23 protein-coding genes, 1 other RNA gene and 1 pseudogene are annotated in these 25,508 nt (G+C 68.9%); 10 read left to right on the forward strand and 15 right to left on the reverse strand.

Features of this window, described 5'->3' with window-relative positions; all coding sequences use genetic code 11:
* Positions 1–8: 8 nt before the first annotated feature.
* From E7T10_RS13495 to E7T10_RS13525, 7 genes are all read left to right on the forward strand, one after another.
* Positions 9–563 carry a DUF721 domain-containing protein gene (locus E7T10_RS13495; RefSeq protein WP_039246876.1) on the forward strand — a complete coding sequence of 185 codons (555 nt, stop codon included), beginning with the start codon at positions 9–11 and terminating at the stop codon, positions 561–563.
* Between the two features lie 105 nt (positions 564–668).
* A complete protein-coding gene (locus tag E7T10_RS13500) occupies positions 669–1,763 on the forward strand; it encodes a PAS domain-containing protein (protein ID WP_137722202.1) in 1,095 nt (364 codons plus the stop codon).
* Positions 1,764–2,219: a response regulator gene (locus E7T10_RS13505; RefSeq protein WP_137722203.1), complete on the forward strand. Its 456-nt coding sequence runs from the start codon at positions 1,764–1,766 to the stop codon at positions 2,217–2,219.
* A 107-nt stretch (positions 2,220–2,326) separates the two neighbouring features.
* Positions 2,327–2,971 carry a DsbA family protein gene (locus E7T10_RS13510; protein WP_039246870.1) on the forward strand — a complete coding sequence of 215 codons (645 nt, stop codon included), beginning with the start codon at positions 2,327–2,329 and terminating at the stop codon, positions 2,969–2,971.
* Between the two features lie 15 nt (positions 2,972–2,986).
* Positions 2,987–3,598: a DsbA family protein gene (locus E7T10_RS13515; protein ID WP_137722204.1), complete on the forward strand. Its 612-nt coding sequence runs from the start codon at positions 2,987–2,989 to the stop codon at positions 3,596–3,598.
* 12 nt (positions 3,599–3,610) lie between these two features.
* Positions 3,611–7,048, forward strand: a complete 3,438-nt coding sequence (gene smc, locus E7T10_RS13520) for a chromosome segregation protein SMC (protein WP_137722205.1) — start codon at positions 3,611–3,613, stop codon at positions 7,046–7,048.
* Positions 7,045–7,458 carry a surface-adhesin E family protein gene (locus E7T10_RS13525; RefSeq protein WP_137722206.1) on the forward strand — a complete coding sequence of 138 codons (414 nt, stop codon included), beginning with the start codon at positions 7,045–7,047 and terminating at the stop codon, positions 7,456–7,458. The genes smc and E7T10_RS13525 overlap by 4 nt, the downstream gene beginning before the upstream one ends.
* Here E7T10_RS13525 and E7T10_RS13530 read toward each other — a convergent pair.
* From E7T10_RS13530 to E7T10_RS16130, 11 genes are all read right to left on the reverse strand, one after another.
* Positions 7,427–8,572 carry a mechanosensitive ion channel family protein gene (locus tag E7T10_RS13530; protein ID WP_137722207.1) on the reverse strand — a complete coding sequence of 382 codons (1,146 nt, stop codon included), beginning with the start codon at positions 8,570–8,572 and terminating at the stop codon, positions 7,427–7,429. The genes E7T10_RS13525 and E7T10_RS13530 overlap by 32 nt on opposite strands.
* 15 nt (positions 8,573–8,587) lie before the next feature.
* A complete protein-coding gene (gene murG / locus E7T10_RS13535; protein WP_137722208.1) occupies positions 8,588–9,685 on the reverse strand; it encodes an undecaprenyldiphospho-muramoylpentapeptide beta-N-acetylglucosaminyltransferase in 1,098 nt (365 codons plus the stop codon).
* A gap of 396 nt (positions 9,686–10,081) precedes the next feature.
* A complete protein-coding gene (locus tag E7T10_RS13540) occupies positions 10,082–11,257 on the reverse strand; it encodes an FtsW/RodA/SpoVE family cell cycle protein (protein ID WP_137722209.1) in 1,176 nt (391 codons plus the stop codon).
* Positions 11,254–12,765 (reverse strand): UDP-N-acetylmuramoyl-L-alanine--D-glutamate ligase, encoded by a 1,512-nt coding sequence (gene murD, locus E7T10_RS13545; RefSeq protein WP_137722210.1) that lies wholly within the window; start codon positions 12,763–12,765, stop codon positions 11,254–11,256. The genes E7T10_RS13540 and murD overlap by 4 nt, the downstream gene beginning before the upstream one ends.
* A 4-nt stretch (positions 12,766–12,769) precedes the next feature.
* A complete protein-coding gene (gene mraY / locus E7T10_RS13550; RefSeq protein ID WP_137722211.1) occupies positions 12,770–13,879 on the reverse strand; it encodes a phospho-N-acetylmuramoyl-pentapeptide-transferase in 1,110 nt (369 codons plus the stop codon).
* Between the two features lie 9 nt (positions 13,880–13,888).
* On the reverse strand, positions 13,889–15,328 hold the full coding sequence (gene murF / locus E7T10_RS13555) for a UDP-N-acetylmuramoyl-tripeptide--D-alanyl-D-alanine ligase (RefSeq protein ID WP_137722212.1): 1,440 nt from the start codon (positions 15,326–15,328) through the stop codon (positions 13,889–13,891).
* Positions 15,321–16,781 carry a UDP-N-acetylmuramoyl-L-alanyl-D-glutamate--2,6-diaminopimelate ligase gene (locus E7T10_RS13560; protein ID WP_137722213.1) on the reverse strand — a complete coding sequence of 487 codons (1,461 nt, stop codon included), beginning with the start codon at positions 16,779–16,781 and terminating at the stop codon, positions 15,321–15,323. Before E7T10_RS13560 ends, murF begins: the two co-directional genes overlap by 8 nt.
* Entirely contained in the window at positions 16,778–18,562 is a 1,785-nt protein-coding gene (locus tag E7T10_RS13565) for a penicillin-binding protein 2 (RefSeq protein ID WP_137722214.1), read from the reverse strand. The genes E7T10_RS13560 and E7T10_RS13565 overlap by 4 nt, the downstream gene beginning before the upstream one ends.
* Positions 18,559–19,008, reverse strand: coding sequence for a cell division protein (locus E7T10_RS13570; protein ID WP_137722215.1), 450 nt, complete (start codon positions 19,006–19,008; stop codon positions 18,559–18,561). Before E7T10_RS13570 ends, E7T10_RS13565 begins: the two co-directional genes overlap by 4 nt.
* On the reverse strand, positions 19,005–19,973 hold the full coding sequence (rsmH, locus tag E7T10_RS13575) for a 16S rRNA (cytosine(1402)-N(4))-methyltransferase RsmH (RefSeq protein WP_137722656.1): 969 nt from the start codon (positions 19,971–19,973) through the stop codon (positions 19,005–19,007). The genes E7T10_RS13570 and rsmH overlap by 4 nt, the downstream gene beginning before the upstream one ends.
* An 8-nt stretch (positions 19,974–19,981) precedes the next feature.
* On the reverse strand, positions 19,982–20,230 hold the full coding sequence (locus E7T10_RS16130; protein WP_350224834.1) for a division/cell wall cluster transcriptional repressor MraZ: 249 nt from the start codon (positions 20,228–20,230) through the stop codon (positions 19,982–19,984).
* Between E7T10_RS16130 and E7T10_RS16135 the strand changes: the two genes are divergently transcribed.
* The gene (locus E7T10_RS16135; protein ID WP_350224835.1) at positions 20,229–20,297 is read left to right on the forward strand and encodes a hypothetical protein; all 69 of its coding nucleotides are present in this window, start codon (positions 20,229–20,231) and stop codon (positions 20,295–20,297) included. The two genes, E7T10_RS16130 and E7T10_RS16135, sit on opposite strands and share 2 nt — an antisense overlap.
* 613 nt (positions 20,298–20,910) lie before the next feature.
* Here E7T10_RS16135 and rnpB read toward each other — a convergent pair.
* From rnpB to sppA, 4 genes are all read right to left on the reverse strand, one after another.
* Positions 20,911–21,299, reverse strand: an RNA gene (rnpB, locus tag E7T10_RS13585) — RNase P RNA component class A.
* A gap of 32 nt (positions 21,300–21,331) precedes the next feature.
* Complete coding sequence (locus E7T10_RS13590) at positions 21,332–22,093, reverse strand: N-acetylmuramoyl-L-alanine amidase (RefSeq protein ID WP_137722216.1); 762 nt, start codon at positions 22,091–22,093, stop codon at positions 21,332–21,334.
* A gap of 13 nt (positions 22,094–22,106) precedes the next feature.
* The gene (locus tag E7T10_RS13595) at positions 22,107–22,430 is read right to left on the reverse strand and encodes a hypothetical protein (RefSeq protein WP_017504540.1); all 324 of its coding nucleotides are present in this window, start codon (positions 22,428–22,430) and stop codon (positions 22,107–22,109) included.
* Between the two features lie 105 nt (positions 22,431–22,535).
* Positions 22,536–24,314 carry a signal peptide peptidase SppA gene (gene sppA, locus E7T10_RS13600; RefSeq protein ID WP_137722217.1) on the reverse strand — a complete coding sequence of 593 codons (1,779 nt, stop codon included), beginning with the start codon at positions 24,312–24,314 and terminating at the stop codon, positions 22,536–22,538.
* A gap of 183 nt (positions 24,315–24,497) precedes the next feature.
* Between sppA and E7T10_RS16140 the strand changes: the two are divergent.
* Together E7T10_RS16140 and E7T10_RS13610 are read left to right on the forward strand one after the other, a co-directional pair.
* Positions 24,498–24,811, forward strand: a pseudogene (locus E7T10_RS16140) (transposase); the annotation flags it as partial.
* Positions 24,812–24,880: 69 nt separating this feature from the next.
* Positions 24,881–25,477 (forward strand): GNAT family N-acetyltransferase, encoded by a 597-nt coding sequence (locus tag E7T10_RS13610; RefSeq protein WP_371275663.1) that lies wholly within the window; start codon positions 24,881–24,883, stop codon positions 25,475–25,477.
* Positions 25,478–25,508 lie beyond the last annotated feature (31 nt).

The following is a 25,508-nucleotide window of genomic DNA, read 5'->3' on the forward strand; positions in this document are numbered from 1 at the left end:
ATAGACCCATGCGCCGCACCCTGCCCACAGACGCCGAGGTCCGCGAGATCCTGTCTCGCCGCCGCACCCGTCCGGTCCCCCGACCGGCGCCGCGCGCGGGCAAGGCGCTGACGCCCCTGATCAAGAAGCTGGACGAGCAGTTCGGACGCGGGGCCGGTGCGCTGGAGCCTCGCTGGCGCGAGATCGTCGGCGATCGCCTGGCCCGCGTCACACGCCCGCAGAAACTGACCAAGGGCAAGGGCGGTTCACCTGGCGTGCTGGAGCTGCGCGTCGCCGGCGCCGCCGCCCTGTTGATCCAGCACCAGTCCGAGGACATCTTGGCCCGCGTCAACCTGTTCCTGGGCGCCGGGACGGTGGATCGGCTGCGCATCGCCCAGGGTCCGGTCGCCCCTTTGAAGGAAGCCGCCGCCCGTCCCAAACGCAGCGCCAAGCCGCCGCCCCTCCCCGCCCAGACCGAGGCCGACCTCGCCGCCTCCATCGCCGCAGCCCCCGACGATCTACGCGCCGCCCTGGCGCGCCTCGGCCGCGTCGCCCTGTCGCGCTCCGACATCGACAGCGACTGACCCCTGCGCCTCGGTTGGCAGGTCTTGTCGCCTGCTGTAGGTAGGACGGGAAAGATTAGAACTCCGCACGGCATATCCCGGTCGCGCGCCTGGATTCCGAGCCCGATGAAGCAACAAGACGACTGGCGACTTACCGATCTTGTCGAACACGAGATCGGTCGCGGCGACCCGTTCGCCGCCGCCGTGCGCGGCACACGCATGCCAATGGTCATCACCAATCCGCGCCTGCCCGACAATCCGATCGTCTTCGTCAACAAGGCCTTCCAGGATCTGACCGGCTATGAGCGCGATGAGATCGTCGGCCAGAACTGCCGTTTCCTGCAGGGACCCAAGTCCGACAAGGTGGCCGTGGCCAAGATCCGCGAGGCGATCGAGGCCGGCGAAGACATCCACATCGATCTGCTGAACTATCGCAAGGACGGCAGCACCTTCTGGAACGCCCTGTTCATCAGCCCCGTGCGTAACGCCGAGGGCGAGATCGAGTATTTCTTCGCCTCGCAACTGAACGTCACCGAACGCGTCGAGGCCCAGGTTCTGGTCGAAAAGCAGAAGGCCGTCGTCGAGCGCGAGGTCGCCGCCCGCACCGCCGACCTGCAGGAAGCCCTGACCGCCAAGACCCTGCTGCTTCATGAGGTCGATCACCGGGTCAAGAACAACCTGACCATGATCGGATCGCTGCTGCGGCTGCAGTCGCGCTCCCTGTCCGATCCCGCCCTGACCGCGACCCTGGATTCCATGCTGGAGCGGGTGGACGCCCTGGCGACCGTTCACCGCAAGCTCTATCAGTCCGAGGACGTCACACAGTTCGATGTCGGCGCCTTCACCAACACCCTGGTCGCCGATGTGATTGGATCAACCGGACGCAGCGACATCGAGGTCTCCGTCGATGTCGAGCCGATGTTCATCCCTTCGACCCACGCCTCGTCGATCGGCCTGATCATCAACGAACTGCTGACCAATGCGATCAAGCACGCCTTCGCCGATGATCGCGGCGGCCGATTGATCGTCTCGGCCAAGAAGACGGAACAAGGCGGCCAGGTCGTTGTTCAAGACGACGGCCCCGGCATTCCCGGCGCCGCGCATCAGGGATTGGGCAAGACCTTGATCGGTCGTCTTTCAAAGCAGATCGGCGGCAAGACGCTGTGGCTTCCGGCAGACCCCGGAACACGCGCGGTCGTCGAATTTCCCGTGAGCGGCTAGTTGCGCGCGGCCGGGCCCCACTTCGACATCCTGGTCGTCGAGGACGAGGCCCTGCTTGTGATGGACCTCGAGGCGATGCTTGAGGACGAAGGCCACCGGCTGGTCGGCGAGGCCATGTCCCTGAGCGAGGTGGAGTCGCTGTCGCTCGACACGCCGCCCGACATCGCCTTCGTCGACATCCAGCTGGCCGACGATTCCAGCGGTCTGGACGTGTGTCGCCTGATCAAGGACCGCTGGCCGTCCACCGCCGTCGTCTTTTTAACGGCCAACCCTAAGATGATCCCCGAGGACTTCCTGGGCGCGCATGGCGTGATCCCCAAGCCCTTCTCGCGTTCCGGCCTGCTGTCGGCGATGCGCTTCATCCAGCAGGGCCTAAGCGATCCGCCGCCGCGCCAGGACAGACCGCAAAGTTTCATCCCCGCGCCGGCGATCGATCGGGCCTGGGCGCGCGGATAAGGCGCTGTTGACAAAACTTCGCCGCACCTGTTCCAGACTAGTTCAGGGTTGCGCCATTCCCGGGGAATCGCGCGACCATCGCCAACGATCCGATCCGAGGAACCTTCATGGCCGACACTGAATCCCGCTTCGCCCGCATGAGCCGTCGTGCGGCCATCACCGGCGCCGCACTGGCGACCATGGCTCTGGCGGCCTGCGGCGGCGGCGCCAAGGGTGCGGCCGAGGGCGACATGGGTCTGGGCGCGCCCGAGGGCGCCAAGGTCACTGTGGTCGAATACGCCTCGGTCACCTGCCCCCACTGCGCCCTGTGGCAGAAGAACACCTGGCCGGCGTTCAAGGCCAAATACGTCGACACCAACAAGGTCCGCTACGTCTTCCGCGAACTGCCGACCCCGCCGGTCGATGCCGCCACCGCCGGCTTCCTGGTCGCGCGCTGCGCCGGTCCGGACAAGTATTTCGACGTCGTTCACCAGTTGATGGCGACCCAGCAGGAGATGCTGACGTCCTCGCCGCGCGATTGGCTGCTGCGCACCGCCCAGGCCGCCGGCCTGTCCGAGCAGCAGTTCAACGACTGCGTCACCGACAAGGACGCCGTCGCCGCCATGGAGAAGCGCGTTCAGGCCGCCCGCGCCCAGGGCGTGACCGGCACCCCCGCCTTCTATGTCAATGAGACGCAGGTCATCTCGCCCGGCGGCGAAGGCGCCAGCCTGGCCGACCTGTCCACCGCCATCGACGCGGCCCTGGCCAAGTAACCGAGGCCTAATCAGATGATGCGACGCGCCTTCATCGCCGCCGGTTTCGCCCTCGCCGCCCTGTCCGGCGGTTTGGCGACGCCGGCGCTCGCCGCCGATGCGCCCCCGCCCGTCACGGCTCAGGATCATATCCTGGGTCGGGCGAATGCGCCGGTGACGGTGATCGAATACGCGTCCTTCACCTGCTCGCACTGCGCGGACTTCCACAACACCGTGCTGCCGGCCTTCAAGGCCAAATACATCGACACCGGCAAGGTCCGGCTGGTTCACCGCAACCTGCCGACCCCGCCCGCCAATGTCGCCGCCGCCGCAGCTGCGGTCGCCCTGTGCGCCGCACCCGAACGCTATTTCGACGTGGCGGCCGTCTTCATGCGCGATCAGGCCAACCTGCAGACCACCGGCGCCCAGCCCTGGTTCGCGGCCGGCATCGCCGCCAGCGGCAAGACCCGCGAGCAGATCGAAGCCTGCCTGAACGGCCCGACCATCCGTACGGCCCTCGACGCTCAGATCGAAGGCGCGCGCGCCGCAGGCGTCACCGGCACGCCCACCTTCTTCGTCAACGGGACGATGGTGATGGAGCATTCGCTGGAGGCCCTGTCGGCCGCCGTCGATCCGCTGCTTCGGTAGTCCGTCGGGACGATGCAGTTCCAGCGCCTCCGGCTCGTCGGCTTCAAGTCGTTCGTCGATCCGGCGGAGGTGCACATCGAATCCGGCCTGACCGGCGTCGTCGGCCCCAACGGCTGCGGCAAGTCCAACGTCCTTGAAAGCCTGCGCTGGGTCATGGGGGCCAACTCGGCCAAGGCCATGCGCGGTCAGGGCATGGACGATGTGATCTTCGCCGGGGCCGCCGGGCGTCCTCCGCGCAGCCACGCCGAAGTCAGCCTGACCATCGACAACGCGGCTCGCCGCGCGCCCCAGCCCTTCACCGACAGCCCCGTGCTGGAGGTGTCGCGCCGCATCGACCGGGGCCAGGGCTCGACCTATCGCATCAACGGCAAGGAGGTGCGGGCGCGCGACGTCCAGCTGCTGTTCGCCGACGCCTCGACCGGCGCCAACTCCCCCGCCCTGGTGCGTCAGGGCCAGATCTCGGAACTGATCGCAGCCAAGCCGCAGAACCGCCGCCGCATTTTGGAAGAGGCGGGCGGCGTCGCCGGTCTGCACACCCGTCGGCACGAGGCCGAGCTGCGCCTCAAGGCCGCCGAGACCAATCTGGACCGGCTGGATGACATCGGCCGTGAGCTGGAGACGGCGCTGAACCGGCTGAAGCGCGAAGCCCGCCAGGCCGAGAAATACAAGAAGATCTCGGCCGAGATCCGCGCCCTTCAGGCCGCCCTGCTCTATGTGCGCTGGAACGACGCGCGTCTGGCCGCAGAGGCCGCCGCCGCCGAACTGCGCGAGGCCGACGTCGCTGTCGCCGAAACCACGACCGCCGCCGCCGCCGCCCAGACGGCCGCCCTGTCCGCCCAGGAAGCCCTGAAGCCCGCGCGGGAGGAGGACGCCGTCGCCTCCGCCCTGCTGCACCGCGCCAGCCTGGAGCGCGATCGGCTGGACATGGCCGAACAGGCGGCCCGCGCGGAAGTGGATCGCCTGAAGGCCGAGGCCGCCCGCATCGCCGCCGACGCAGCGCGCGAGGAGGGCATGGCCGCCGACGCCCGGCGCGAGCTGGAGCGGCTGGACCATGAACTGACCCGGCTGAAGGCCGAGATCGCCGCCGCCCCCGAACGCGGCCCCGAACTGGACAAGGCTCTGGCCGCCGCCGAGGACGCCCGCAAGGCCGCCGACGGCGAGGTCGAACGGCTGGCGGGGATGCTAGCCGCCGTCGAGGCCCGCGCCAACGCCGAGACGGCCCGCAAGCGCGACGCCGAGGCGCGACTGACCCGCGTCACCGCCCAGCACGATCAGGCCCGACGCGAACGCGAGGCTTTGGGGCCGCTGGAAACGCCCGAGCTGGAAACCGCCCGCCAGGCGCTGGAAGCGGCGCAGGCCGACCTTAGCGCTGCGCGCGACGCCGTCGAGGCGGCTGAGGCCACGCGCGGCGATCTGGCCCGCGCCGAACAGGAGGCCCGCACCGCCGCCCGCGCCGCAGAGGACCGGTTGGGCCGGCTCCAGACCGAGGCGCGCGGCCTGGCCCAACTGCTGGTCAACGGCAAGCGCGACCATCCCCCCGCTCTGGACAAGGTGCGGGCCGACAAGGGGTTCGAGGCCGCCCTCGCCGCTGCCTTGGGCGACGATCTGGACGCGGCGCTGGACGCCAAGGCCGCCGCCTACTGGGGCGGGGCGGAGGCGCCCTCCCCGTCCTGGCCCGCCGGGATCACGCTCCTGTCCGACCATGTCCAAGCCCCGGAACAGCTGACCGCGCGCCTCGCTCTTTGCGGCGTGGTGCCGAAGGCCGAGGCGGCCCGGCTGGCTCAGGCCCTGCCGCCCGGCGCCCGCCTGGTGACGGTCGAGGGCGATCTCTATCGCTGGGACGGGTTCGTCAGCCGCGCCGAGGCGCCGCGCCCGGCCGCCGTGCGGCTGGCACAGCGCACACGTCTGGCCGAGCTGGAGGCCGAGATCGACAAGGGCAGACCGGCGCTGGATCAGGCGCAGGCGGCCCAGAAGACGGCGACGGAAGCCTTCCGCGCCGCCGAGGAGGCGGTCAAGGCCGCGCGCCTGAAGCCCTTCGCCGCCGACAAGGCCGTGACCGCCGCTCGTGACCGCCTCGAGACCCTGGCCCGCGAGCAGGCCCGCCGCGAGGCGCGCGCCCAGGCGCTGGACGACACCGTAACCCGGCTGGCGGCCGACGCAGCCGAGGCGCAAGCCGCGCTGGACGCCGCCCAGACTCCCGACGCCCCGTCCGAGACGATCGCCGGCCTACGCGACGAACTGACGGCCGCCCGCGCCATGGCCGACGCCGCCCGCACCGCCGCCCAGACCGCCCGGTCGGACCGCGACGCCGAGGCCCGCGATCGTCAGGGCCGCGAGCAGCGGCTGGGCAGCCTGACCCGCGCGCGCGAAGGCTGGGTGACCAGGGCCAAGGACAGCGCCAGCCGCGTCGCCGCCCTGGCCAAGGACGCAGACCGGACGGCCGCCCTGCTGAAGCAGGCCGAGGTCGCGCCTCAGGGCTTCGCCGAACAGCGCGGCAAGCTGCTGGACACCCTGGTCGCCGCCGAACAGAGGAAACAGGCGGCGTCGGACGCCATGGCCGTCGCGGAGACCCAGGCGACCGAGGCCGACCGCGCATCGCGCGCCGCCGAGACCGCCGCGTCGCAGGCCCGCGAGGCTCGCGCCGGCCTGGCCGCCCGCGCCGAGGCCGCCGCCGAGAAGCTGACCGAGGCCGAAGCCACCCTGCGCGAGACGGCGCAGATGTCGCCGCAGGAGCTGGGTCAGAAGCTGACCGACGACGCCATCGCCCGGCCGCCCGACGCCGCCGGGGCCGAAAGCCTGCTCTACGGCCTTGAGCGCGAACGCGAGGCCCTGGGGGCCGTCAACCTGCGCGCCGAGGACGAGGCGGTCGAATACGGCGAGCGGCTGAACAGCATGAAGTCGGAACGGATCGACCTGACCCAGGCGATCGCCAAGCTGCGCGACGGCATCGACGAGCTGAACGCCGAGGGCCGCGAGCGGCTGGTGGCGGCGTTCGACGTGATCAACGCCAACTTCAAGACCCTGTTCGAGGCCTTGTTCGGCGGGGGGCAGGCGGAGCTGAAGCTGGTCGAGAGCGACGACCCGCTGGAAGCGGGGCTGGAAATCTACGCCTGCCCGCCCGGCAAGCGGTTGTCGGTCATGAGCCTGATGAGCGGCGGCGAACAGGCGCTGACGGCGGCGGCCCTGATCTTCGGCGTCTTCCTGGCCAACCCCGCGCCGGTCTGCGTCCTGGACGAGGTGGACGCGCCGCTGGACGACGCCAACGTGGACCGCTTCTGCCGGATGCTGCACGAGATGCGCAGCCGCACCGACACCCGCTTCATCGTCATCACCCACAACCCCGTCACCATGAGCCGGATGGACCGGCTGTATGGCGTCACCATGCCCGAGCGCGGCATGAGCCAACTGGTCAGCGTGGACCTGAAACAGGCGGAGACCCTGGTCGCATGATCGCCCTGCTGCTCGCGCTCGCTGATCCTCAGCTGGTCCCGACCGGCGTGGGGCGGTTCGCCATCTATGCCGACGCCGCCTCGATCGAACGCGAGGGCGACATGGCGCGAATGCGGGAGCTGCAGGTGACCGAGGCGGGGTTCAAGGTCGGAGATGTGACCTATGTCGGGGGCTGGTCGCGGTGGGCGTTCGACTGTCGGGCGAGGACGGCGGATCGGTTGGACTTCTCCTCCTTGAAAGCGGACGGGACGGAAGGGCCGGCGACCCCGGACCCCGCCCCCGCCTACGACGCCGCGCCGGGCGGGGATGCGGCCGAGCTGCTGGCCATCGCCTGCGGGGCCGACCGGCCCACCCAGGCGCTGACGCTGGAGCAGGCCATCAGCCAGGGACAAAGGGCGCTGGCGGACTGACGACCCCCTCGGCGGGCTTGTCCGACCCTTGCGGCCATTCGATGCGGTCGCGCGGCAGGGCCTCGCGGCATTCATCGCGCATGAAGGCCATCAGCTTCTCGCGGATCTCGCAGCGCAGGTCGAAGGCGACCGGGGCCGAGCGGGCGCTGGCCAGGCAGCGCACCTGAAGCACGCGTTCGGTGATGTCGGTGACCTGCATCACCTGCACGTCGCCGTCCCAGTGTTTGGACGCCTTGACGATGCCCTCGAAGGCGGTGCGCAGCCGGTCGATGGGCGCTTCGTAATCGACGTAGAAGAAGGCGACGCCGATCAGGCGGGCGTTCTCGCGCGTCCAGTTCTGGAACGGCTTGGTGATGAAGTAGGACAGGGGCAGCACCATCCGGCGCCAGTCCCACAGCTTGACCACCACATAGGTCGAGGTGATCTCCTCGACATTGCCCCACTCGTTCTCGACGATGACGGCGTCGTCCAGGCGAATGGGCTGGGTCAGGGCGATCTGGATGCCGGCGACCATGTTCGTCAGGATCGGCTGAAGCGCCAGACCGGCGATGATGCCGACCACGCCGGCCGAGGCCAGAAGGCTGACGCCCCACTGACGGAAGCCGGCGATGGTCATCAGGGCCAGGCCCACGGTGACGATGAACAGCACGACCTTGGCGACCCGTTGCAGGATGCGGGTCTGGGTCAGGTGCTTCCTGGCCAGCAGATTGTCCTCGACGGCGATATTGTACCGCTTGAGGTGCATGACCGACCACATGTCGAGCACGCCCGAGGCCATCCAGCCGAGGGTCAGGATGAACAGGAACAGCAGGGCGCTGCGGATATCCTCGGACGGGCCGGGATCCATCGGCGAGACGGTCACGCCGATGCCGATGCCGATGATGATGATCAGAACGCGCAGCTTGACCCGCGCGCGCTCTACCACGCCGCGCCAGAAGAGATCCTTGTTGCGAACGACGCGACGCAGGATGGCGAAGGCGATCTTGTGCGTCAGCCAGCCGCCGCCGACGAAGACCAGCAGCACCAGGCCGATGACCGCCCATTCGGGCAGCCAGTCAAACCGATGCCACAGGGCGCGGATCTGGCGGGTGACGGCGATGATCTCGGGAGGCATGAGCTTCCTAACGCGTCAAGGCCTTTGCGGTTGAGCCGTCGCCTCGACGAGGTCGGCCAGGCGTTGAGCGGCGTCGGGGATGGCGACGCTGCGGGCGGCGGCGGACATGGCCGACAGGCGCGCCGGATCGGACAGGACGCCGGTCAGGGTCGAAGCCAGGCGATCGACGGTCAGGTCGTCTTCCAGAATGACCTCGGCCGCGCCCGCATCGGTCAGGGCCTTGGCGTTCAGGCGCTGGTGGTCGTCGGTGGCGATCTTTAGCGGGATGAGGACGGACGGCAGGGCCGCGACCGCCAGTTCGGCGCAGGTCGAGGCGCCGGAGCGGCCGACGACCAGGTGCGCCCTGGACAGTCGGTCAGCCATGTCGCGGAAGAAGGGGGCGACCTCGGCCTCGATCCCCGCCTCCAGATAGATCTGGCGCGCGGTCTCCAGCGTCTCGGGGCGGGACTGCTGCTGCACCTTAAGGCGGCGGCGCAGGGCCTCGGGCAGGGCGGCCAGGGCGCGGGGCGTGGTCTCGGAAAGGATGCGGGCGCCCTGGCTGCCGCCGGTGACCAGCAGATGGATCGGGCCGTCGGCGGCGGGCGCGACATAGGGGCGGTCGAACAGGGCGCGGATCTCGGACCGCACCGGCGAGCCGACGACGTGGGAGCGGCCCTGGACCTTGGCCGGCGCGCGTTCCAGCGTCGGGAAGGACGAGGCGACCTGACCGACATAGGGGGCCAGGATGCGATTGGTGCGGCCCAGGACCGCGTTCTGTTCATGGATCACCGTCGGTCGCTGGGACGTGACGGCGGCGACCAGGGCCGGGGCGGACGGATAGCCGCCGAAGCCGACGACGATGTCGGCGCCCAGCCGGTCGAAGGCCGTTCGCGCCTGGACCACGCCCTTGAAGATGGCGACGCCGGCCTTGATCAGACCCAGGGGGCCGGAGCCGGTGGCGGCGTCCAGCGCCAGCCGTTCCTCGGCGGGGAAGGCGTGGGCGTATTGTTCGCCCCGGTGATCAGTCGCCAGCACCACGCGCCAGCCGCGCGCCGCCATCTCGCGCGCCAGGGCCTCGGCCGGGAACATATGGCCGCCGGTGCCGCCGGCGGCGACGACGCAGAGCTGGGTCATGGGCGAGGCTCCGAAAAAGAGGGTCTGAATAGTCTGAAGTTCAGACGGTGGGCAGGCAAAAACACCGTCTAATTCGTCTAATCTGTCTAATGTCGGCGGGGAATGGCGCGGCGAGGAATGGGGCGGCGACAGGATCGCACGGTTTTACGGCGTGGGCAGGAGACGGTCGCTGGTCGGCTCTAGGCGTTTGATATTGCTGGGGCGCCGCTTTCCAAATGCGTTGTATGCCTCGTTCTTTCGTCATCCTCCGACGAGCGGAGCGAGATCGGGGGACCCAGCGGCGCCGGAGGCGATGCGTCCGCCACGAGATGTTCGACTTGCTTAGTCCGCGACAGTTTCGCGCTCGCGCGCGCCGCTGGGTCCCCCGATCTCGCTTCGCGCCGGAGGATGACGACGTCAAAGCAACCGCCGCCCCAGGGTCAGGCTGGCGCCGGGTTCGTAGGCGCCGGGGCGGCGTCGGGTCAGGGCGAGCGCAAAGCCCATGGTCAGGCCCATGGCCAGCATGGAGGAGCCGCCATAGCTGATGAAGGGCAGGGTCATGCCCTTGGTCGGGATCAGGTTCAGGTTCACCGCGACGTTGATGCAGGCCTGTAGCCCGATCAGCATGAACAGGCCCGCCGCCGCCGTCTGTTCGAACGGATCGGTCAGCTTCATGGCCCGGCGCATGCCGCGAATGACGATGAAGGCGTAGAGGCCGATCATGATCAGGCTGAGGATCAGGCCGAACTCCTCGGCGCCGACGGAATAGATGAAGTCGGTGTGCAGGTCGGGCACGCGACGCTTCATCACGCCCTCGCCGATGCCCCGACCCAGCAGGCCGCCGGCGCGGATGGCCTCGGAGGCGCTGTCGATCTGGTGGGTGTCGGTCGTCTCGGGCGAGAAGAAGCGGCTGAGGCGGTCGCGCATGTGTCCGAAGACGAAATACAGCGACACCAGCCCCGCCATGCCCAGGCTGGCCAGAACCGCCATCCATTTGAACGGCACGCCCGCCATGAAGAAGACGGCCATGAAGGTGGTGGTGATCAAAAGCGTCTGGCCGATATCGGGCTGGATCAAGAGCAGGGAGACGGTCAGGGCGTAGAAGCCGAAAGCGATAGTCACGCCGGGCACCCCCTGCCCCTTTTGCGCCTCGGCGAACATCCAGGCGGCGAAGACGATCAGGCCGGGCTTGGCGAACTCGGACGGTTGCAGGCTGAAGGGGCCGAAGTTCACCCAGCGGGCGGCCCCCTTCACCGTGTCGCCGATGAAGGGCAAGGCCATCATCACGACGATGGCGCCGAACAGGGCCAGGACCGCGATGCGTCGCACGCCGCGCGGCGACATCAGCGAGGTCGTCAGCATGATGCTGAGCCCCACGCCCGAAAAGACCATCATCCGCCAGGAATAGTGGAAGGGGTCGGTGATCGACTCATCGGCCAGGATGGCGGCGGGGCTGGAGGCGAAGCTGAGCGCGACGCCAAGCCCCATCAGCGCGAGCGCCGCGCCCAGTAAGCCTCGATCCACGGTCCAGAACCACTGGGCCACATGGCTTTGGTCGTTGCGGGAAAAGGCGGGGGTGTAGGGAGCGCTCATGACGCGGTTTCCGGGACGGCGCCGAGAGCCAGAACGGCGGCGCGGAAGGCCTCGCCGCGCGCCTCGAAGTCCTTGAACTGATCGAAGCTGGCGCAGGCGGGGGACAGGAGGACGATCTGGTCGCCGCCGGCAAAGGCCGCATCGGCGGCGGCGGCGGCCACGGCGTCGTCGAGGGTGCGGGCGATGACGTGAGGCGTGTCAGCCAAGGTGGCGGCGAAGGCCGGGGCCGCGTCCCCGATCAGATAGGCCTTGGCGATGCGGGGGAAGAGGTCGGCGAGGTCCGCGATGCCGCCGGCCTTGGGCACGCCGCCGGCGATCCAGAAGACGGAACGGTAGGAGGCCAGGGCCTGACGCGCGGCGTCGGCGTTGGTGGCCTTGGAATCGTTGATGAAGCGCACGGAGCCCAGGCGGCCGACCGCCTCCATGCGATGGGCCAGGCCGGGGAAGGACAGCAGGCCGGCGACGGCGGCGTCGTGGGTGACACCCAGAGCGCGGGCGGTCGCATAGGCGAAGGCGGCGTTCTGGGCGTTGTGGCGGCCGGGAAGGGAACGGGCGGCGGTGAGGTCGGCGATGATTTGGCCGTCCTTCAGAACAGCGCCGGGCAGCGCCACGTAGCCTTCTCCCCTCGGGGGAGAAGGTGGGCGGCGGAGCCGCTCGGATGAGGGGGCTGTATCCTCCGGCTGGCCGCCAGCCGACGAGGGTCCGACAAACCCCTCATCCGTCTCGCTCCGCGAGCCACCTTCTCCCCCAAGGGGAGAAGGATTGGACGAGATAGCGATCACACGTTGGGAAAGTCGGGACGCAATCCCCTGCCCCCAGGTATCGTCCACGCCGACCAAGGCCACGCCGTCTGCCCCCTGCCCTGCGAAGATGCGCGCCTTCGCCGCGACATAGCCGTCCATGCCGCCGTGGCGGTCCAGGTGGTCGGGGCTGATGTTGGTCAGGATGGCGACATCGGGGGCGAAGGTCGTGGTCAGGTCCAGCTGGTAGCTGGAGACCTCGATGACATAGACGGCGTCGGGCGTCGGCTCGGGCAAGGCGAGGACGCCGACGCCGATATTGCCGCCGACGTGGACCGTCAGGCCCGCCGACTTCAGCACCCAGCCGATCAGGGCGGTCGTCGTGGACTTACCGTTGGTGCCGGTGATGGCGACGACGCGCGGCCGCTGATCCTTCGGTCGGGCGGCCAGGGCTCGGGCGAACAGTTCGATGTCGCCGAGGACGGGCACGCCGGCCGCGCGGGCCAGGTCCACGGTCCAGTGCGGCCTGGGATGGGTCAGGGGCGCGCCGGGCGACAGGACCAGGGCGGCGAAGTCGGACCAGTCGGCGGCGGCCAGATCCTCGACCGTGAAGCCCTCGCCTATCGCCTGCGCCCGGCCGGCCTCGCCGTCGTCCCAAAGGATCGGGGTCGCGCCCCCGGCCTGAAGGGCGCGCGCGGCCGTGATCCCCGAACGTCCCAGGCCAAAGACCGCGACCCGCCTGCCTTCAAAGCCGGGAACGGAGATCATCGGATCAGCGCAGCTTCAGCGTGGAGAGGCCGAGCAGGGCCAGGGCGCCGGCGATGATCCAGAATCGGATGACGACGGTGGATTCCGGCCAGCCCATCTTTTCGAAATGGTGGTGGACCGGCGCCATCAGGAAGATGCGCTTCTTGGTCAGCTTGTAATAGCCGACCTGGATCATGACCGAGGCGGCCTCCATGACGAACAGGCCGCCGACGATGCCCAGGACCAGTTCGTGCTTGGTGGTGACGGCGATGGCGCCGAGCGCCCCGCCTAGAGCCAGCGAGCCGGTGTCGCCCATGAAGATCTTGGCCGGGGGGGCGTTGTACCACAGGAAGCCCGCGCCGCCGCCGATCATGGCCGCGCAGAAGATGGCCAGTTCGCCCGCGCCAGGCACGTGGTGGACCTGAAGATATTGGGCGAAGACGAAGTTGCCGGCGAGGTAACTGATCACGCCGAACGCGCCCGCCGCCATCATCACCGGCACGGTCGCCAGTCCGTCCAGACCGTCGGTCAGGTTCACCGCATTGGAGAAGCCGACGATGGTGAAGGCCGCAAACGCCACATAGAACCAGCCGATGTTCAGCAACACGGCCTTGAAGAAGGGAAAGGCGATAGACGTCTCGAGCCCCGGCGAGGTCGGCGAGACGGTCATCCACAGCACGGTCAAAATGCCGGCGACGACGGCGACGACGGTCTGGGCCAGGAGTTTCTGTTTGGACGTCAGGCCGGCCGAGGTCTGTTTGGTCACCTTGGCGTAGTCGTCGATGAAGCCCAGCACGCCGAAGGCCGCCGTCACGAAGCTGACGATCCAGATGTAGGGATTGGTCAGGTCGCCCCAGAGCAGCACCGCCACGCCGATGCCGGCCAGGATCATCAGACCGCCCATGGTCGGGGTGCCGACCTTGGACAGGTGGGACACCGGGCCGTCGTCGCGGATCGGCTGGCCCCGGCCCTGTTTGGCGCGGATCCAGTTGATGAAGCGGCTGCCCATGGCGACGGCGACGATCATGGCGGTAGCCATGGCGAGGGCCACGCGCACCGTCTGGTACTGAACCAGGTTCAGCAGCGGATACTGGTGCGCCACGTCGGCGTAGTAGAGATAGAGCAGGTAAAACATGTTTCTTCCCTACCGCGATGCCCGCGGGGCGTCACTGCTTGAGGGGACCCCTTCGGCGCCGTTCAGGTCCGCCAGCGCCTTGGCCACCAACGAGGCCTTGGAGCCGTTCGAGCCCTTGACCATGACGATGTCGCCGGGCGCCACCAGCAGGGCCGCCTCGGCCGCCAGTTCCGCCGCCGTCGCGCGCCAGACGCCGCGTCGCGAGACCGGAAGCGCGTCGTAGAGCCAACGCATCTCCGGGCCGGCGGCGTGGACAAGGTCGAGGCCGGCGGCGTCGATGGGGCCAGCGAGGCCTTCATGCAGGACGCGGCTCTGCTCGCCCAGTTCCAGCATGTCGGTCAGCACGACCACGCGGCGGCCCGAGGTCGAGCGCGCGCCCAGGGTCTTGAACCCGGCGGCCATGGACAGCGGATTGGCGTTGTAGCTTTCGTCGATCAGGGTGAAGGCGCCGTCCGGCGTCGTGACCGTGCGGGTCTGGCCGCGTCCGGCCAGAGGCTGGAACCCGGCGAGGGCTTCGAGCCCCGTCTCCAGCGGCACGTCCAGCGCGTCGAGCATCAAGAGGACGCACAGGCTGTTCAGGCCCCAGTGGGCGCCGGACTGGGCCAGGCGATAGTCGATGCGTCGCCCGAACAGTTCGGCGGCGACCGCCGCGCCCTCGGCGTCCGGCCGGAAGTCCAGCAGACGGGCGTCATGGCCGGCGTCGGATCCGAACGTCAGCAGGCGCGCGCCGACCGCCTTGGCCGCGTCGCAGAGGACGGCCGAGAAAGCGACGTCGCCGTTCGCCACCGCCGCGCCGCCGGGGACCAGACCCTGGAAGATGGTCGCCTTTTCACGCGCGACCCCGGCCTCGCCGTCCGCGAAGGCCTCGATATGGACCGGACCGACCGTGGTGACGCAGGCGGCGTGGGGGGCGACGAAGCGCGACAGGGGCGCGATCTCGCCCGGCGCATTCATGCCGATCTCGAACACGGCGCGCCGGGTCTCGACCGGCATCCGGGCCAGGGTCAGGGGCACGCCGATGTGGTTGTTGTAGCTCTTGATCGAGCCGTGAGCGGGACCGGCGAGGTCGAGGCCCGCCTTGATCGCCTGGGTGACGCTGGTCTTGCCGACGCTGCCGGTCACGGCGCCGCGCTTCGCATGGGGCGCGCGCTCGCGGGCGGCGACGCCCAGGGCTTCGAGGCCACGCAAGGTATCGGGCACGACGACGCAAGGGCCGCCCTCGACCGGATGTTCGACCAGGGCGGCCGCGGCGCCCGATGCGAAGGCGCCGCTGGCGAACTGATGTCCGTCGCGTTCGCCCTTCAGCGCCAGAAACAGGTCGCCGGGGACGATCTCGCGGCTGTTGTAGGTCAGGCCCGTGATCGGGCGATCATCGCCCTGCAGCACGCCGCCCGTGGCGGCGGCGACTTCGGCGGCCGACCAGAGCGGGCGGGCGGAGTGTTCAGGCATAGAGAGACAGGGCCTCGGACGCGACAGTGGCGTCGTCGAAGGGGTGGGTCACGCCCGCGACGATCTGACCCTGTTCATGCCCTTTTCCGGCGATGACCACCACATCCCCGTCACGCATCATTTCGACGGCGGCCTCAATGGCGGCGCGGCGGTCGCCGATCTCGATCCCGTCCGGGCAGCCGGCGCGGACCTGGGCGCGGATGGCGGCGGCGTCTTCGGATCGCGGATTGTCGTCGGTGACGATGGCGATGTCGGCCAGACGCCCGGCGATCTCGCCCATCAGGGGGCGTTTGCCGCGATCGCGATCGCCGCCGGCGCCGAAGACGACGATCAGGCGGCCGGTCGCGTGGGGACGCAGCGCGTTCAGAACCGTCTCGAGCCCGTCGGGGGTATGGGCGTAGTCGACATAGACCTCGCCCCGGCCTTCCTGGCCGCCGTCGATGCGTTGCAGGCGGCCTTGCGCGCCGGTCAGGCCTTCCAGCGCGCCGATGACGGCGTCGGCGGGATCGCCGGCGGCGATGCACAGACCGGCCGCCACAAGGGCGTTGGACGCCTGAAACGCGCCGGCCAGGGGCAGCAGGATTTCGCGGATGTCGCCGCGCACGTCGATCGTCAGACGCTGACCCTCGGGCGTCGCGCGACGGCCGATCAGGGTCAGGTCGCGACCGCGCTCGCCCACGCCCATGACGCCCAGACCCGCCATGATCGAGGCGGAGGCGAAGACGGAATAGGCGTCGGAATCGGCGTTCAGCACGGCGGTGCGGCCGCGCGGCAGCAGGGTCTCGAACAGGCGCATCTTTGCGGCGCGGTAGTCCGCCATGGTGCCGTGATAATCGAGATGGTCCTGGGTCAGGTTGGTGAAGGCGGCGGCCTTTAGAGCAACCCCGTCGAGGCGGCGTTGGTCGATGCCGTGGGACGAGGCCTCCAGCGCGACGTGCGTCACCTCCTTGGCGGCCAATTCGGCCATCAGGCGCGCGGCCTCGGCGGCGTCGGGGCTGGTCAGGCCGGGGCCGGTCAGGGCGTAGGTCTTGGCGCCCTTCTGGCCGATGACGCCCAGCGTGCCCATGCTGGCGGACTTGTGGCCGATCCCCGCCCAGATCTGGCGGCAGAAGGTGGCGACCGAGGTCTTGCCGTTGGTGCCGGTCACGGCGACGCAGGTCTTGGGCTGGGCGCCGTAGAAGCCGCGCGCGGCGATGGCGTAGGCCCGACGCACGTCGCCCGAGGTGACCAGAACGGGCGCCGCGCCATCCGGCGTGTCGGTCGGCGCCAGAACTGCAGCGGCCCCTTGCGCCAGGGCCTGGGGGATGAAGGCGCGGCCGTCGGCGGCCGTGCCCGGCAGGGCGACGAACAGAGCGCCGGGCGAGACCTTGCGGCTGTCGGCGGTGACGCCGGTGATGACGGGGTCCGAGGACACGTCGCGGCGCAGCAGGTCGGACAGGTGAAGCGCGCTCAAAGCCCGTCCCCCGCCACGTCCTGATACTGCGGGATCTTCTCGCCCGAGGCCGTGCGCCAGCGGTCGTCGCGACGTTCGACGCCCAGGAAGCCGGCGATGCGGTCGGCAATATTGTGCACGGCCGGCGCAGCGACATAGGCGCCGGTCTTGGGATAGGTCCCCGGCTCGTCCATCACGATCAGGATGGCGTAGCGCTTGCCGTTCAGCGGGCCGTCGACGGGGAAGACCGCCGCGAAGGAGCCCAAGGCGTGGCTGGGGTCATAGCGACCGCCGACCAGTTTGTTGGCCGAGCCGGTCTTGCCGCCGACCCGCAGGCCCGGCGCGTCGGCGAAGCCGCCCGAACCCTTGACCACGTTGCGACGCAGCAGGTCGAGAATGGCGCGCGAGGTCTCTTCGGTCACGACCTGTTGCGGCTGAACGTTGCGGGCGCCGCCCTTGCGCAGCGACAGCGGGATCATCCGACCGCCGTTGGTCAGGGCGCCCATGGCCTGAACCATCTGGGCCGGGGTGATCATGATGCCATAGCCGAAGGACAGCGACGCCAGGGTCGAGTTGTCCCAGCGACGCGGCACGACGGGCCTGGCCGATTCCTTCAGCTCGATCTTGGCCGCGTCCAGCAGGCCCAGGCGGCGGAAATAGTCCCGCATGGTGTTGGGGCCCATCTGCACCGCCAGTTGTGACGTGCCGATGTTGGAAGAGTGCAGATAGACCTCTTCCAGGGTCATCACCCGGTTCTGAGCGTGGAAGTCCTTGATCTTGCGATCGCCGATCTGGAAGGCCTGGGAGGCGTCGAACAGGGTGTTCATGTCGGCCCGGCCGGTGTCGAGGCCGGCGGCGACGGTGAAGGTCTTGAACACCGAGCCCATCTCGTAGTGGCCCGAAACCGCGCGGTTCAGGGTGGCGCCGTCGGGCGCTGCGCCGCGATCGGCCGAGTTGAAGGTCGGCCAGGACGCCATGCCCAGCACCTCGCCGGTCTGGACGTCGGTGACGATGCCGACGGCGCCCTTGGCCTGGTTCTTGATCGCGGCGGCGGCCAGTTCGTTTTCCAGCACGCCCTGGACGCGCAGGTCGATGGACAGGGGGAAGGCCTCGCCGCGCTGACCCGCCGCGCGGATCTCGTCGTTGAAGGCCAGTTCGGCGCCCGAGACGCCCTGCCCGCCCGTGTCGGCGTCGCCGATCAGATGGACGGCCGAGGTTCCCAGCGGATAGGCGCGGCGGTCTTCGGGCTCGAAGGTGACGCCGCCCAGCGCCAGGTCGTGGACGGCGGCCTTTTCCTGGGGCGTCAGGCCGGTCAGGGCGATCAGACGACGGTCGCCGCCCAGCACCTTCTTGAGACGCTCGGCCGAGATGCGCGGCAGGGCGCGGCGGATCTGGCGATAGGCCAGGTCGCGATCCCAGATCTCGGCCGGGTCGATGTAGAGGCCGTAGTGAACAATGTTGGTGGCCAACAGCTCGCCATTGCGGTCCGTCAGGTCGCCGCGCACCAGGGCGTTCGGATTGACGCCGCGTCCCAGGCCGTTGGCCGGGGCGAACAGGGCCTTGTACGACGCGCCGATGGCCAGGCCGCCGAAGACGCAGGAAAAGACGATCAGGATCAGGAAGATGCGGACGCGGGTGTCCTCTTCCGGGCGGGCGTCGGCGCGGGCGCGCTCGAAGCCATGCTCCAGCCGCCAGACCAGTTCGGTCAGCCAGCGCCAGAAGGGCGACAGGCGGCCTTGCAGTCGTTCCTGGAAATCGGCGCCCGGCGCGGGACGGTGGTAGCGATGGTCCTGAACGCTCATTGCACCGGCTCCGGCGAAGGCGTGGGGACCGGCGCGTCATCGGCGACGGCGGCGGGCGCCGGCGCGGCCTCTGCTGCGGGCGCGGCGGGTTGAGCGGGGACGGGCTTCAGGGCGGTCAGCTGACCTTCCTTGGCCTGACGGGCGACGGCGACGGGCGCCATGCCGATCTGGCGCGACAGGCTTTCCAGACGCGCGGGCTGCTCCAGGCGGGCGACCTCGGCGCGAAGCAGGCGGACGCGCTGGCCGTTCTCGCGGATGTCCTGTTCGATCTGAGCGATGCGGCTGCTTTCGCGCGCCGCGGCGGCCTTGGCGGCATAGACCGAGACGATCATGATCGCGACCAGGGCCACGCCGATGATCTCGACCCAGCGCACGCCGCGCACCTTCCAGTCGAACAGACGCTGAAGGGCGGTGCGGGAATAGGTGAAGAAGGGCGCCGTGGTCATGCCGCTGCTCTCCCATCGATCCGACCCCAGGCCGGGGCGTCGGTGCGCACGGCGGCGCGCAGCTTGGCCGAGCGGGCGCGGGGGTTGGTGGAACGCTCTTCGTCGCCCGCCTCGCGCGCGCCCTTGAACTGCAGCGTGAAGCTGGGCTTGCGCGGATCGACGGCCATCGGCGCATGACGCGAACCGGCCGGGCTGTTGCCCGTGCGCTCGGTCAGGAAGGCCTTGACGATGCGATCTTCCAGCGAATGGAAGGTGACGACGGCTAGACGCCCGCCGGGGGCGAGCGTCGCCTCGGCCGCCTCCAGACCGCGTTCCAGCTCGCCCAGTTCGTCATTGACCGCGATGCGCAGGGCTTGGAACACGCGGGTCGCCGGATGGATGGGCGCGCCGCGACGGCCGCCCAGGGCCTTTTCGACCACCTCGGCCAGATCCAGGGTGCGAGTGAACGGCTGTTCGGCGCGACGACGCAGGATGGCGGTGGCGACGCGACCCGACTGGCGCTCCTCGCCATACAGTTTGAAGATGTGCGCCAGGGGACCGTGGTCCCAGGTGTTGACGATGTCGGCCGCGGTCGCACCCTCATCGGACATGCGCATGTCCAGCGGACCGTCGCGCATGAAGGAGAAGCCGCGCTCGGCCTGATCCAGCTGCATCGACGAGACGCCGATGTCGAAGACCGCGCCGTCCAGCTTCGCCTTGCCGCTGTCGGCGAAGGCCTGGGCCAGACCCGAGAAGGGGGTGCGGATCAGTTGGAACTGGCCGGGGAAGTCGCTGGCGACGGCGTCGGCGTGCGGCTGAACCGTCGGGTCGCGATCCAGTGCGACGACCTGGGCGCCGGTCTTCAGGATGGCGCGGGTATAGCCGCCGGCGCCGAAGGTGGCGTCGATCACGACATCGCCGGGCGCGGGCGCCAGGGCCTCGATCACCTCGGCCAACAGGACGGGGGCGTGGGGAGCGCCGGGCAGAACGTCGGTCACGATCCGCCTCCCGCCAGCTTCATCTGGGCCGCCAGCTTCAGGGCGCCGATCTGGGCCATGCCGGCCTTGGCCAAGGCGCGCTGTTCGGCGCGGCGCGCCGCCCATTTCTCGCGCGACCAGATCTGGAAACGATCGTTCAGGCCGACGATGACGACGGTGTCGCCCAAACCCGCCTCGGCGCACAGCGCCTCAGGCAAGGTGATCCGACCGCCGGAATCGTAGGCCAGGCGCACCTGCTCGCCCATCACCTGCCACTCCAGCGCCGAACGCTCCTCGGAGCCGAACGGCAGGGCTTCGATCATCTCGGCATAGACGGCGAACAGGCGGTCGCCGCCCGCTTCCAGACAGTCGGCCTCGATCGAAGGGAAGATGAACACGCCGCCAGCGGCGCCGTTTTCGGTCGTGCGGAAATCGTTGGGGATGAGGAGACGGCGCTTGCCGTCCAGCTGCTTCTCATAGGTCGAGAGAAACACGCCCTGTCCAATCGAGCCCTTCGGCCCGTCCCTAGATGCCCTGACGAACGCCCGCCGCGCCCGCCTCTCAGCCCCAAATCATGAAGCTGGGATAGCATGGGATGAAATGGGCCTCAATGGGATCGAAGCCAAGATTTAACCATGTTTTGACGTGTGACGACTTAAGCACGCTCGAACAGCTGGAACATACACGGAACAAACGAAGTATTCACAGGCTGTGAGCCGTTCTAACCTTCCATTGCCAGACAATAGGTTAACGCTCGCCAGCACGCGGGACCGCCGCCAGAACGCTGAAATGCGGGGATAATCCCAACGCGGACCGAAACATCACGCGAGCCATCACCGGCTGGGCGGGCGGGAAGCCCGCTAACGGGCCACAAGCAGGCCGAAGGGCGATAGGCCCGGAGAAAAAAGCCGGCCTCAAGCAGCGCAAAGCGCGGTAGGCCAAGAAAAATGCCAGACGGCCTGTAAGCCGGGTTTTGTTCCGCTCCGAAGCCGAGGCCCGGATCGGCGACGATCATTCCTCTGGACCGACCATTGCTGATCGGTTCTCGCGACCTACCCGGACATCTGAGGCGGTGAGCCCCGCGAGCGAGCCCGCGCGATGTCCCTATTTGGTCTTGCTCCAGGCGGGGCTTGCCATGCCGTCCCTGTTGCCAGGTCCGCGGTGGGCTCTTACCCCACCCTTTCACCCTTACCGGCCTCGCAAGGCCGGAGGTTTGCTTTCTGTGGCGCTATCCCTCGGGTCACCCCGGGCGGAAGTTATCCGCCGCCTTTTCACCGTGGAGCCCGGACTTTCCTCGACGGACGCGAAGTCCGCCGCGACCGCCCAGCCGTCTGGCGCGCGCTAGATGCGCGTTAGCGGCGCGAACGTCAATTCAATACGCCCGTGACGCTCTCGGCGCTGGCCAGCTGGAGCAGGCCGACCAGGCGGGCGCGGGTTTCGCCGTCGGCGACGCCGTCGACGCGGGTCGGGCGCCAATGACGCTGGAAGGCGCGCACGGCGGTTTCCACGGCGGCGTCGTAGTCGCCGCCGGCTTTCAGGCCGTAACCCAGCCGATGCAGGCCGGCGCTGAGCACCATCGGGCCGATGCCCTGATCGCCCTTCTGCAACAGGCCGCCCAGGGCCTGCACGCGCTCGGCGGCCGGTTCGAACCACAGGCCGTGCCCGGCCTCGGCCAGACGCTTCCAGGGGAAGAGCTCGCCCGGGTCTTCCTTGCGATCCGGCGCCAGGTCGGAATGGGCGATGATGCGGTTGTCGGCGATCGTCCAGCGGCTGCGAATGTCGGAAATCAGGGCGATGACGGCCGCGATCTGGGCTTCGGGGAAGGCGCGATAGCCGAACTCATGGCCCGGATTGACGATCTCGATGCCAATGGAGGCGGCGTTGCAGTCGTCCTCGCCCTGCCAGACGCCGCGACCGGCGTGCCAGGCGCGACGTTCCTCGGGCACCAGTTGGAAGACGCGGCCGTCTTCCTCGACCAGATAGTGGGCCGAAACCTTGGCCTCCGGGTCTCGCAGGCGGGCAAGAGCAGCCTCGCCGGTCTGCATGCCGGTGTAGTGCAACACCAGCATGTCCGGCGGCGCACGGCGCGCGTCGAAGTTGGGCGAAGGCGCGTCGATGTAGGACGTCATGGGCGGCGTCGGCTCAGCGGCCGTTGCGCTCCCAGCCATAGGCGACCCAGGCGCCGTCCACCTTGTGGGCCTCGATCAGGTCGGGATCGCTGTTGCGGCGACGCGGCGCGATGTTGCGGCGGGTGCGCATGACCAGACCGACCAGAAAGACCAGAACGCCGGCGAACAGGGCGATGACCGCCACGGCCGCAGCGGTGAAGACGGCGAGGACGGCGCCGACCGCCATGGCGCAGACGGCGGCGATCATGCCGGCGACCCACATGACGGACGCCACCAGGCCGTTGGGACGGCGGCGGGCGGCATGGCCGATGGCGGCGAGACGTTCAGGCTGGAACATGGATCATCCTTTCAGGCGATCCGGGGAACGCCTGACACGCAATGTCGGTCCATCGGGGCCTGCGGTCAATGGACCGCGACGCACGGTCGCGTGCGTCGCGGTCCGTCAAAAGATCGGCTGGTCGGCCAGAACCACCGCGCCCTGGCTGCGCATGCGGTCGCTGTCGATCCGGCGCATCACGGCCTGGGCCTGGGGATCGGCCATGACGCCGCCCAGCATGACCAGGGCCTTGGCGGCCTCGGTCTGGACGCCGAACATTGCCGACAGGGCCTCGAACGGCGACTGCTGCTTGGGGAAATGCTTGAAGCGGACGGGCTCGTTGTCGGGGATCTTGGCCAGTTGGCGGGCCTTGTTCACCGCCTCGGTCATGCCGCCAAGCTGGTCGACGAGACCCAGCGGCAGGGCCTGGGCGCCGGTCCAGACGCGCCCCTTGGCGATTTCGCGCACCCGGTCCGGCGACAGTTTGCGGCCCGTCGCCACACGGGCGATGAAGTCGTCGTAGATCCGGTCCATCGAACCGGCGAAGGCCGCGCGCTGCTGGGGGGTGAACTCTTGAGTCGGCGAGAAGGCGTCGGCGTATTCCCCGCCCACCGTCAGCTCACGCATGTCGACGCCGAACCGGCCCAGCGCATCAGCCAGCACGAACTTGCCGCCGAACACGCCGATCGAGCCGGTCAGGGTCGTGGGCTGGGCCACGATCCAGTCAGCCTCGGAACTGATCCAGTAACCGCCCGAGGCCGCATAGGCGCCCATGGACACCACCACCGGCTTGCCCGCCGCCCGCGCCGCGCGCACGGCGGCCAGGATCTGCTCGGACGCTTCAGGCGAACCGCCCGGCGATGAGACGCGGAAGACGATCGCCTTGACGCTCTTGTCCTCGATCGCGTCGTAGATGGCCTCGGCCGTGTCGTCGGAATGGATGGACGAGCCGCCGCCGAAGCTGGCGCCGCCGCCGCGCCCGGTGACGATGGCCCCCTCCCCGCCAACGATGGCGATGGCGTTCTTGCCCGAACCCGTGCGCTCGCCCTTCTGGCTGGCGTATTTGCCGAACTCGACGATCTCGGCGCCCTTGCCGGCGCGGGTCTTGATGGCGATCTCAGCCTCTTCGACCTGGCCCACCTTGTCAATCAGCCGGTTGCTGAGCGCCTGCTCGGCCGAATAGGGGCCGGCCTCGATCACCGTCTTCAGCGCCGGGGCCGTCGTCTTGCGATCCTTGGCCGCGTTGGCCAGGGCGGTGTCGTAGATCGACGTCATCCAGGCCGTCATCGCCTCGCGGTGCGGGCCGGTGTAGTCGCTCTGGGTGTATTCGTTGACGGCGTTCTTGTACTCGTAGCGCTGTTCGAACTCGGGTTTGACACCGTATTTCTGGAAGGCGCGGCCCAGGAACAGGCTGTCGGCCGAGAAGCCCGCGGCCTGGAAGCCGGCGGTGTTCTGCATCCACAGCTCCGACGCCGAGGCCCCGACCATATAGGTGGACATCACCGCGCCCGACGGGGCGAAGCCCTGGCTGTGGGCGATGACCGGCTTGCCTGCGTTGCGGAAGCGGTGGATGGCCTGGCGCAGTTCGTCGGCGGTGGCGGGCGTCATGCCGCTTTCCGGCAGGCGGATCAGCAGAGCCTTGACGCTGCTGTCGCTCTGGGCCTGATGCAGGCCGTCGACCACGTCCGTCAGGGCCAGGCCGGAACTGCCGAAGGCCGCGAACGGATTGGACGACGGCTGGTCGCTGACGCCGCCGCGCAGGTCCAGCTCCAGCACGGTGGTCGCCGGCGTCGTCGGCTTGGACGACGAGGCGACGGCGACCGTCAGCAGCACCACGGGAATGACGACGACGAACAGGATCAGCCCGGTGAAGACACCAAGGACCGTCAGGAAGAATTGCTTCATTGGAAGGAAAACGCGCGCTCGCAGGCCGAAAATGGCGTCGCCAGCATAGGGGGACGCAGGCCGTCGTCAAATGACGTGCGTGCAATTCGTCGGATCACCTAGGGTCCAAACTCGATTAGCAAGTTGGGGCGCGCCGGGTTTTCTGATCCAGCGTTGTGGGGCGGGGGCCGATCGATGTTACGCATGGCATTGTTCTGGCTGTCGGACGAGGCGTGGGCGGCGGTGGAGCCGCACCTGACCAGGAACCAGTCGGGAGCGGAGCGGGTAGACGACCGGCGCGTCGTCTACGGCACCTTGCACGTTCTGAAGGTCGGTTGCCGTTGGTTCGACTGCCCTGTCGAATATGGGCCGGCGACCACGATCTATAATCGGTTCAACAGGTGGTTAAACTGCTGGACGCTCTCGTCGACGCTGGCGCGGTGACGCGCAGCACCAGCATCGATAGCACCTATGTGAAGGCGCAACGTGCAGCCCTTGGCGGTAAAAGGGGGCTAAAGCGCAGACTGAAGGACTACCGCCGCGTCGCCACACGCTAAGACAAGCTCGCCAGGAACTACCTATCAGGTGTGACGCTCGCCGCCCTGACGTTCTGGATGAGAGTTCTATCTAGCAGGCCGAGGGCATTCGGCTATGGTCTCGCTATGCCTCACCTTGTTCCTTTCGCTCCGGAGCACTTTCAGATCCTGTCCAGTTGGTTCATGAGCCAGGCGGACGTGGTGCAATGGGGCGGTCCCTTCCTATCGTTCCCGCTTGCCGACGAGCAGCTACGGCTCATGACAGCCGAAGCCGACATAGTCCCGCCGAGCCGGCTGTGCTGGATGGCGGAGCATGAGGGCGTGCTTGTTGGTCATGCGCAGTTAAGCTTCGATTGGCGCAACGGGAATGCCCGTCTATCGCGTGTTGCAGTTGCTCCTCGCGCTCGCGGCCGCGGACTAGCCGTTCCCATGTTGCGCCCCGTCCTTCAGAAGGCTTTCTCCCGGCCGGAGATTGAGAGGGTGGAGCTTAACGTCTACACTTGGAATACGCTGGCCATCAGCGCCTACGAGAAGCTCGGATTCAAGGCCGAAGGCGTTCGCCGGTCCTCCGCATTGGTGGAGGGCGAGCGGTGGGATACGGCTATCATGGGTCTCCTGCGGCACGAGTGGCAGTTCCAGGCTGGTTGAGTCTGGGCCCTAGCGTTCGCATCCGCACCCG

It is taken from the genome of Brevundimonas sp. SGAir0440 (genome assembly GCF_005484585.1).
GTDB lineage: Bacteria > Pseudomonadota > Alphaproteobacteria > Caulobacterales > Caulobacteraceae > Brevundimonas.

Coding starts and splice junctions, on each gene's coding strand:
- murD (WP_137722210.1), bottom strand. CDS start 12,765: ATGATCTCCGTTCCCGGCTTTGAAGGCAGGCGGGTCGCGGTCTTTGGC.
- E7T10_RS13510 (WP_039246870.1), top strand. CDS start 2,327: ATGGCCGACACTGAATCCCGCTTCGCCCGCATGAGCCGTCGTGCGGCC.
- E7T10_RS13525 (WP_137722206.1), top strand. CDS start 7,045: ATGATCGCCCTGCTGCTCGCGCTCGCTGATCCTCAGCTGGTCCCGACC.
- E7T10_RS13495 (WP_039246876.1), top strand. CDS start 9: ATGCGCCGCACCCTGCCCACAGACGCCGAGGTCCGCGAGATCCTGTCT.
- E7T10_RS13590 (WP_137722216.1), bottom strand. CDS start 22,093: ATGACGTCCTACATCGACGCGCCTTCGCCCAACTTCGACGCGCGCCGT.
- E7T10_RS13500 (WP_137722202.1), top strand. CDS start 669: ATGAAGCAACAAGACGACTGGCGACTTACCGATCTTGTCGAACACGAG.
- E7T10_RS13565 (WP_137722214.1), bottom strand. CDS start 18,562: ATGAGCGTTCAGGACCATCGCTACCACCGTCCCGCGCCGGGCGCCGAT.
- E7T10_RS13540 (WP_137722209.1), bottom strand. CDS start 11,257: ATGAGCGCTCCCTACACCCCCGCCTTTTCCCGCAACGACCAAAGCCAT.
- sppA (WP_137722217.1), bottom strand. CDS start 24,314: ATGAAGCAATTCTTCCTGACGGTCCTTGGTGTCTTCACCGGGCTGATC.
- murG (WP_137722208.1), bottom strand. CDS start 9,685: ATGACCCAGCTCTGCGTCGTCGCCGCCGGCGGCACCGGCGGCCATATG.
- murF (WP_137722212.1), bottom strand. CDS start 15,328: ATGCCTGAACACTCCGCCCGCCCGCTCTGGTCGGCCGCCGAAGTCGCC.
- E7T10_RS13515 (WP_137722204.1), top strand. CDS start 2,987: ATGATGCGACGCGCCTTCATCGCCGCCGGTTTCGCCCTCGCCGCCCTG.
- E7T10_RS13570 (WP_137722215.1), bottom strand. CDS start 19,008: ATGACCACGGCGCCCTTCTTCACCTATTCCCGCACCGCCCTTCAGCGT.
- mraY (WP_137722211.1), bottom strand. CDS start 13,879: ATGTTTTACCTGCTCTATCTCTACTACGCCGACGTGGCGCACCAGTAT.
- E7T10_RS13530 (WP_137722207.1), bottom strand. CDS start 8,572: ATGCCTCCCGAGATCATCGCCGTCACCCGCCAGATCCGCGCCCTGTGG.
- E7T10_RS16130 (WP_350224834.1), bottom strand. CDS start 20,230: ATGGGCGAGCAGGTGCGCCTGGCCTACGATTCCGGCGGTCGGATCACC.
- smc (WP_137722205.1), top strand. CDS start 3,611: ATGCAGTTCCAGCGCCTCCGGCTCGTCGGCTTCAAGTCGTTCGTCGAT.
- E7T10_RS13595 (WP_017504540.1), bottom strand. CDS start 22,430: ATGTTCCAGCCTGAACGTCTCGCCGCCATCGGCCATGCCGCCCGCCGC.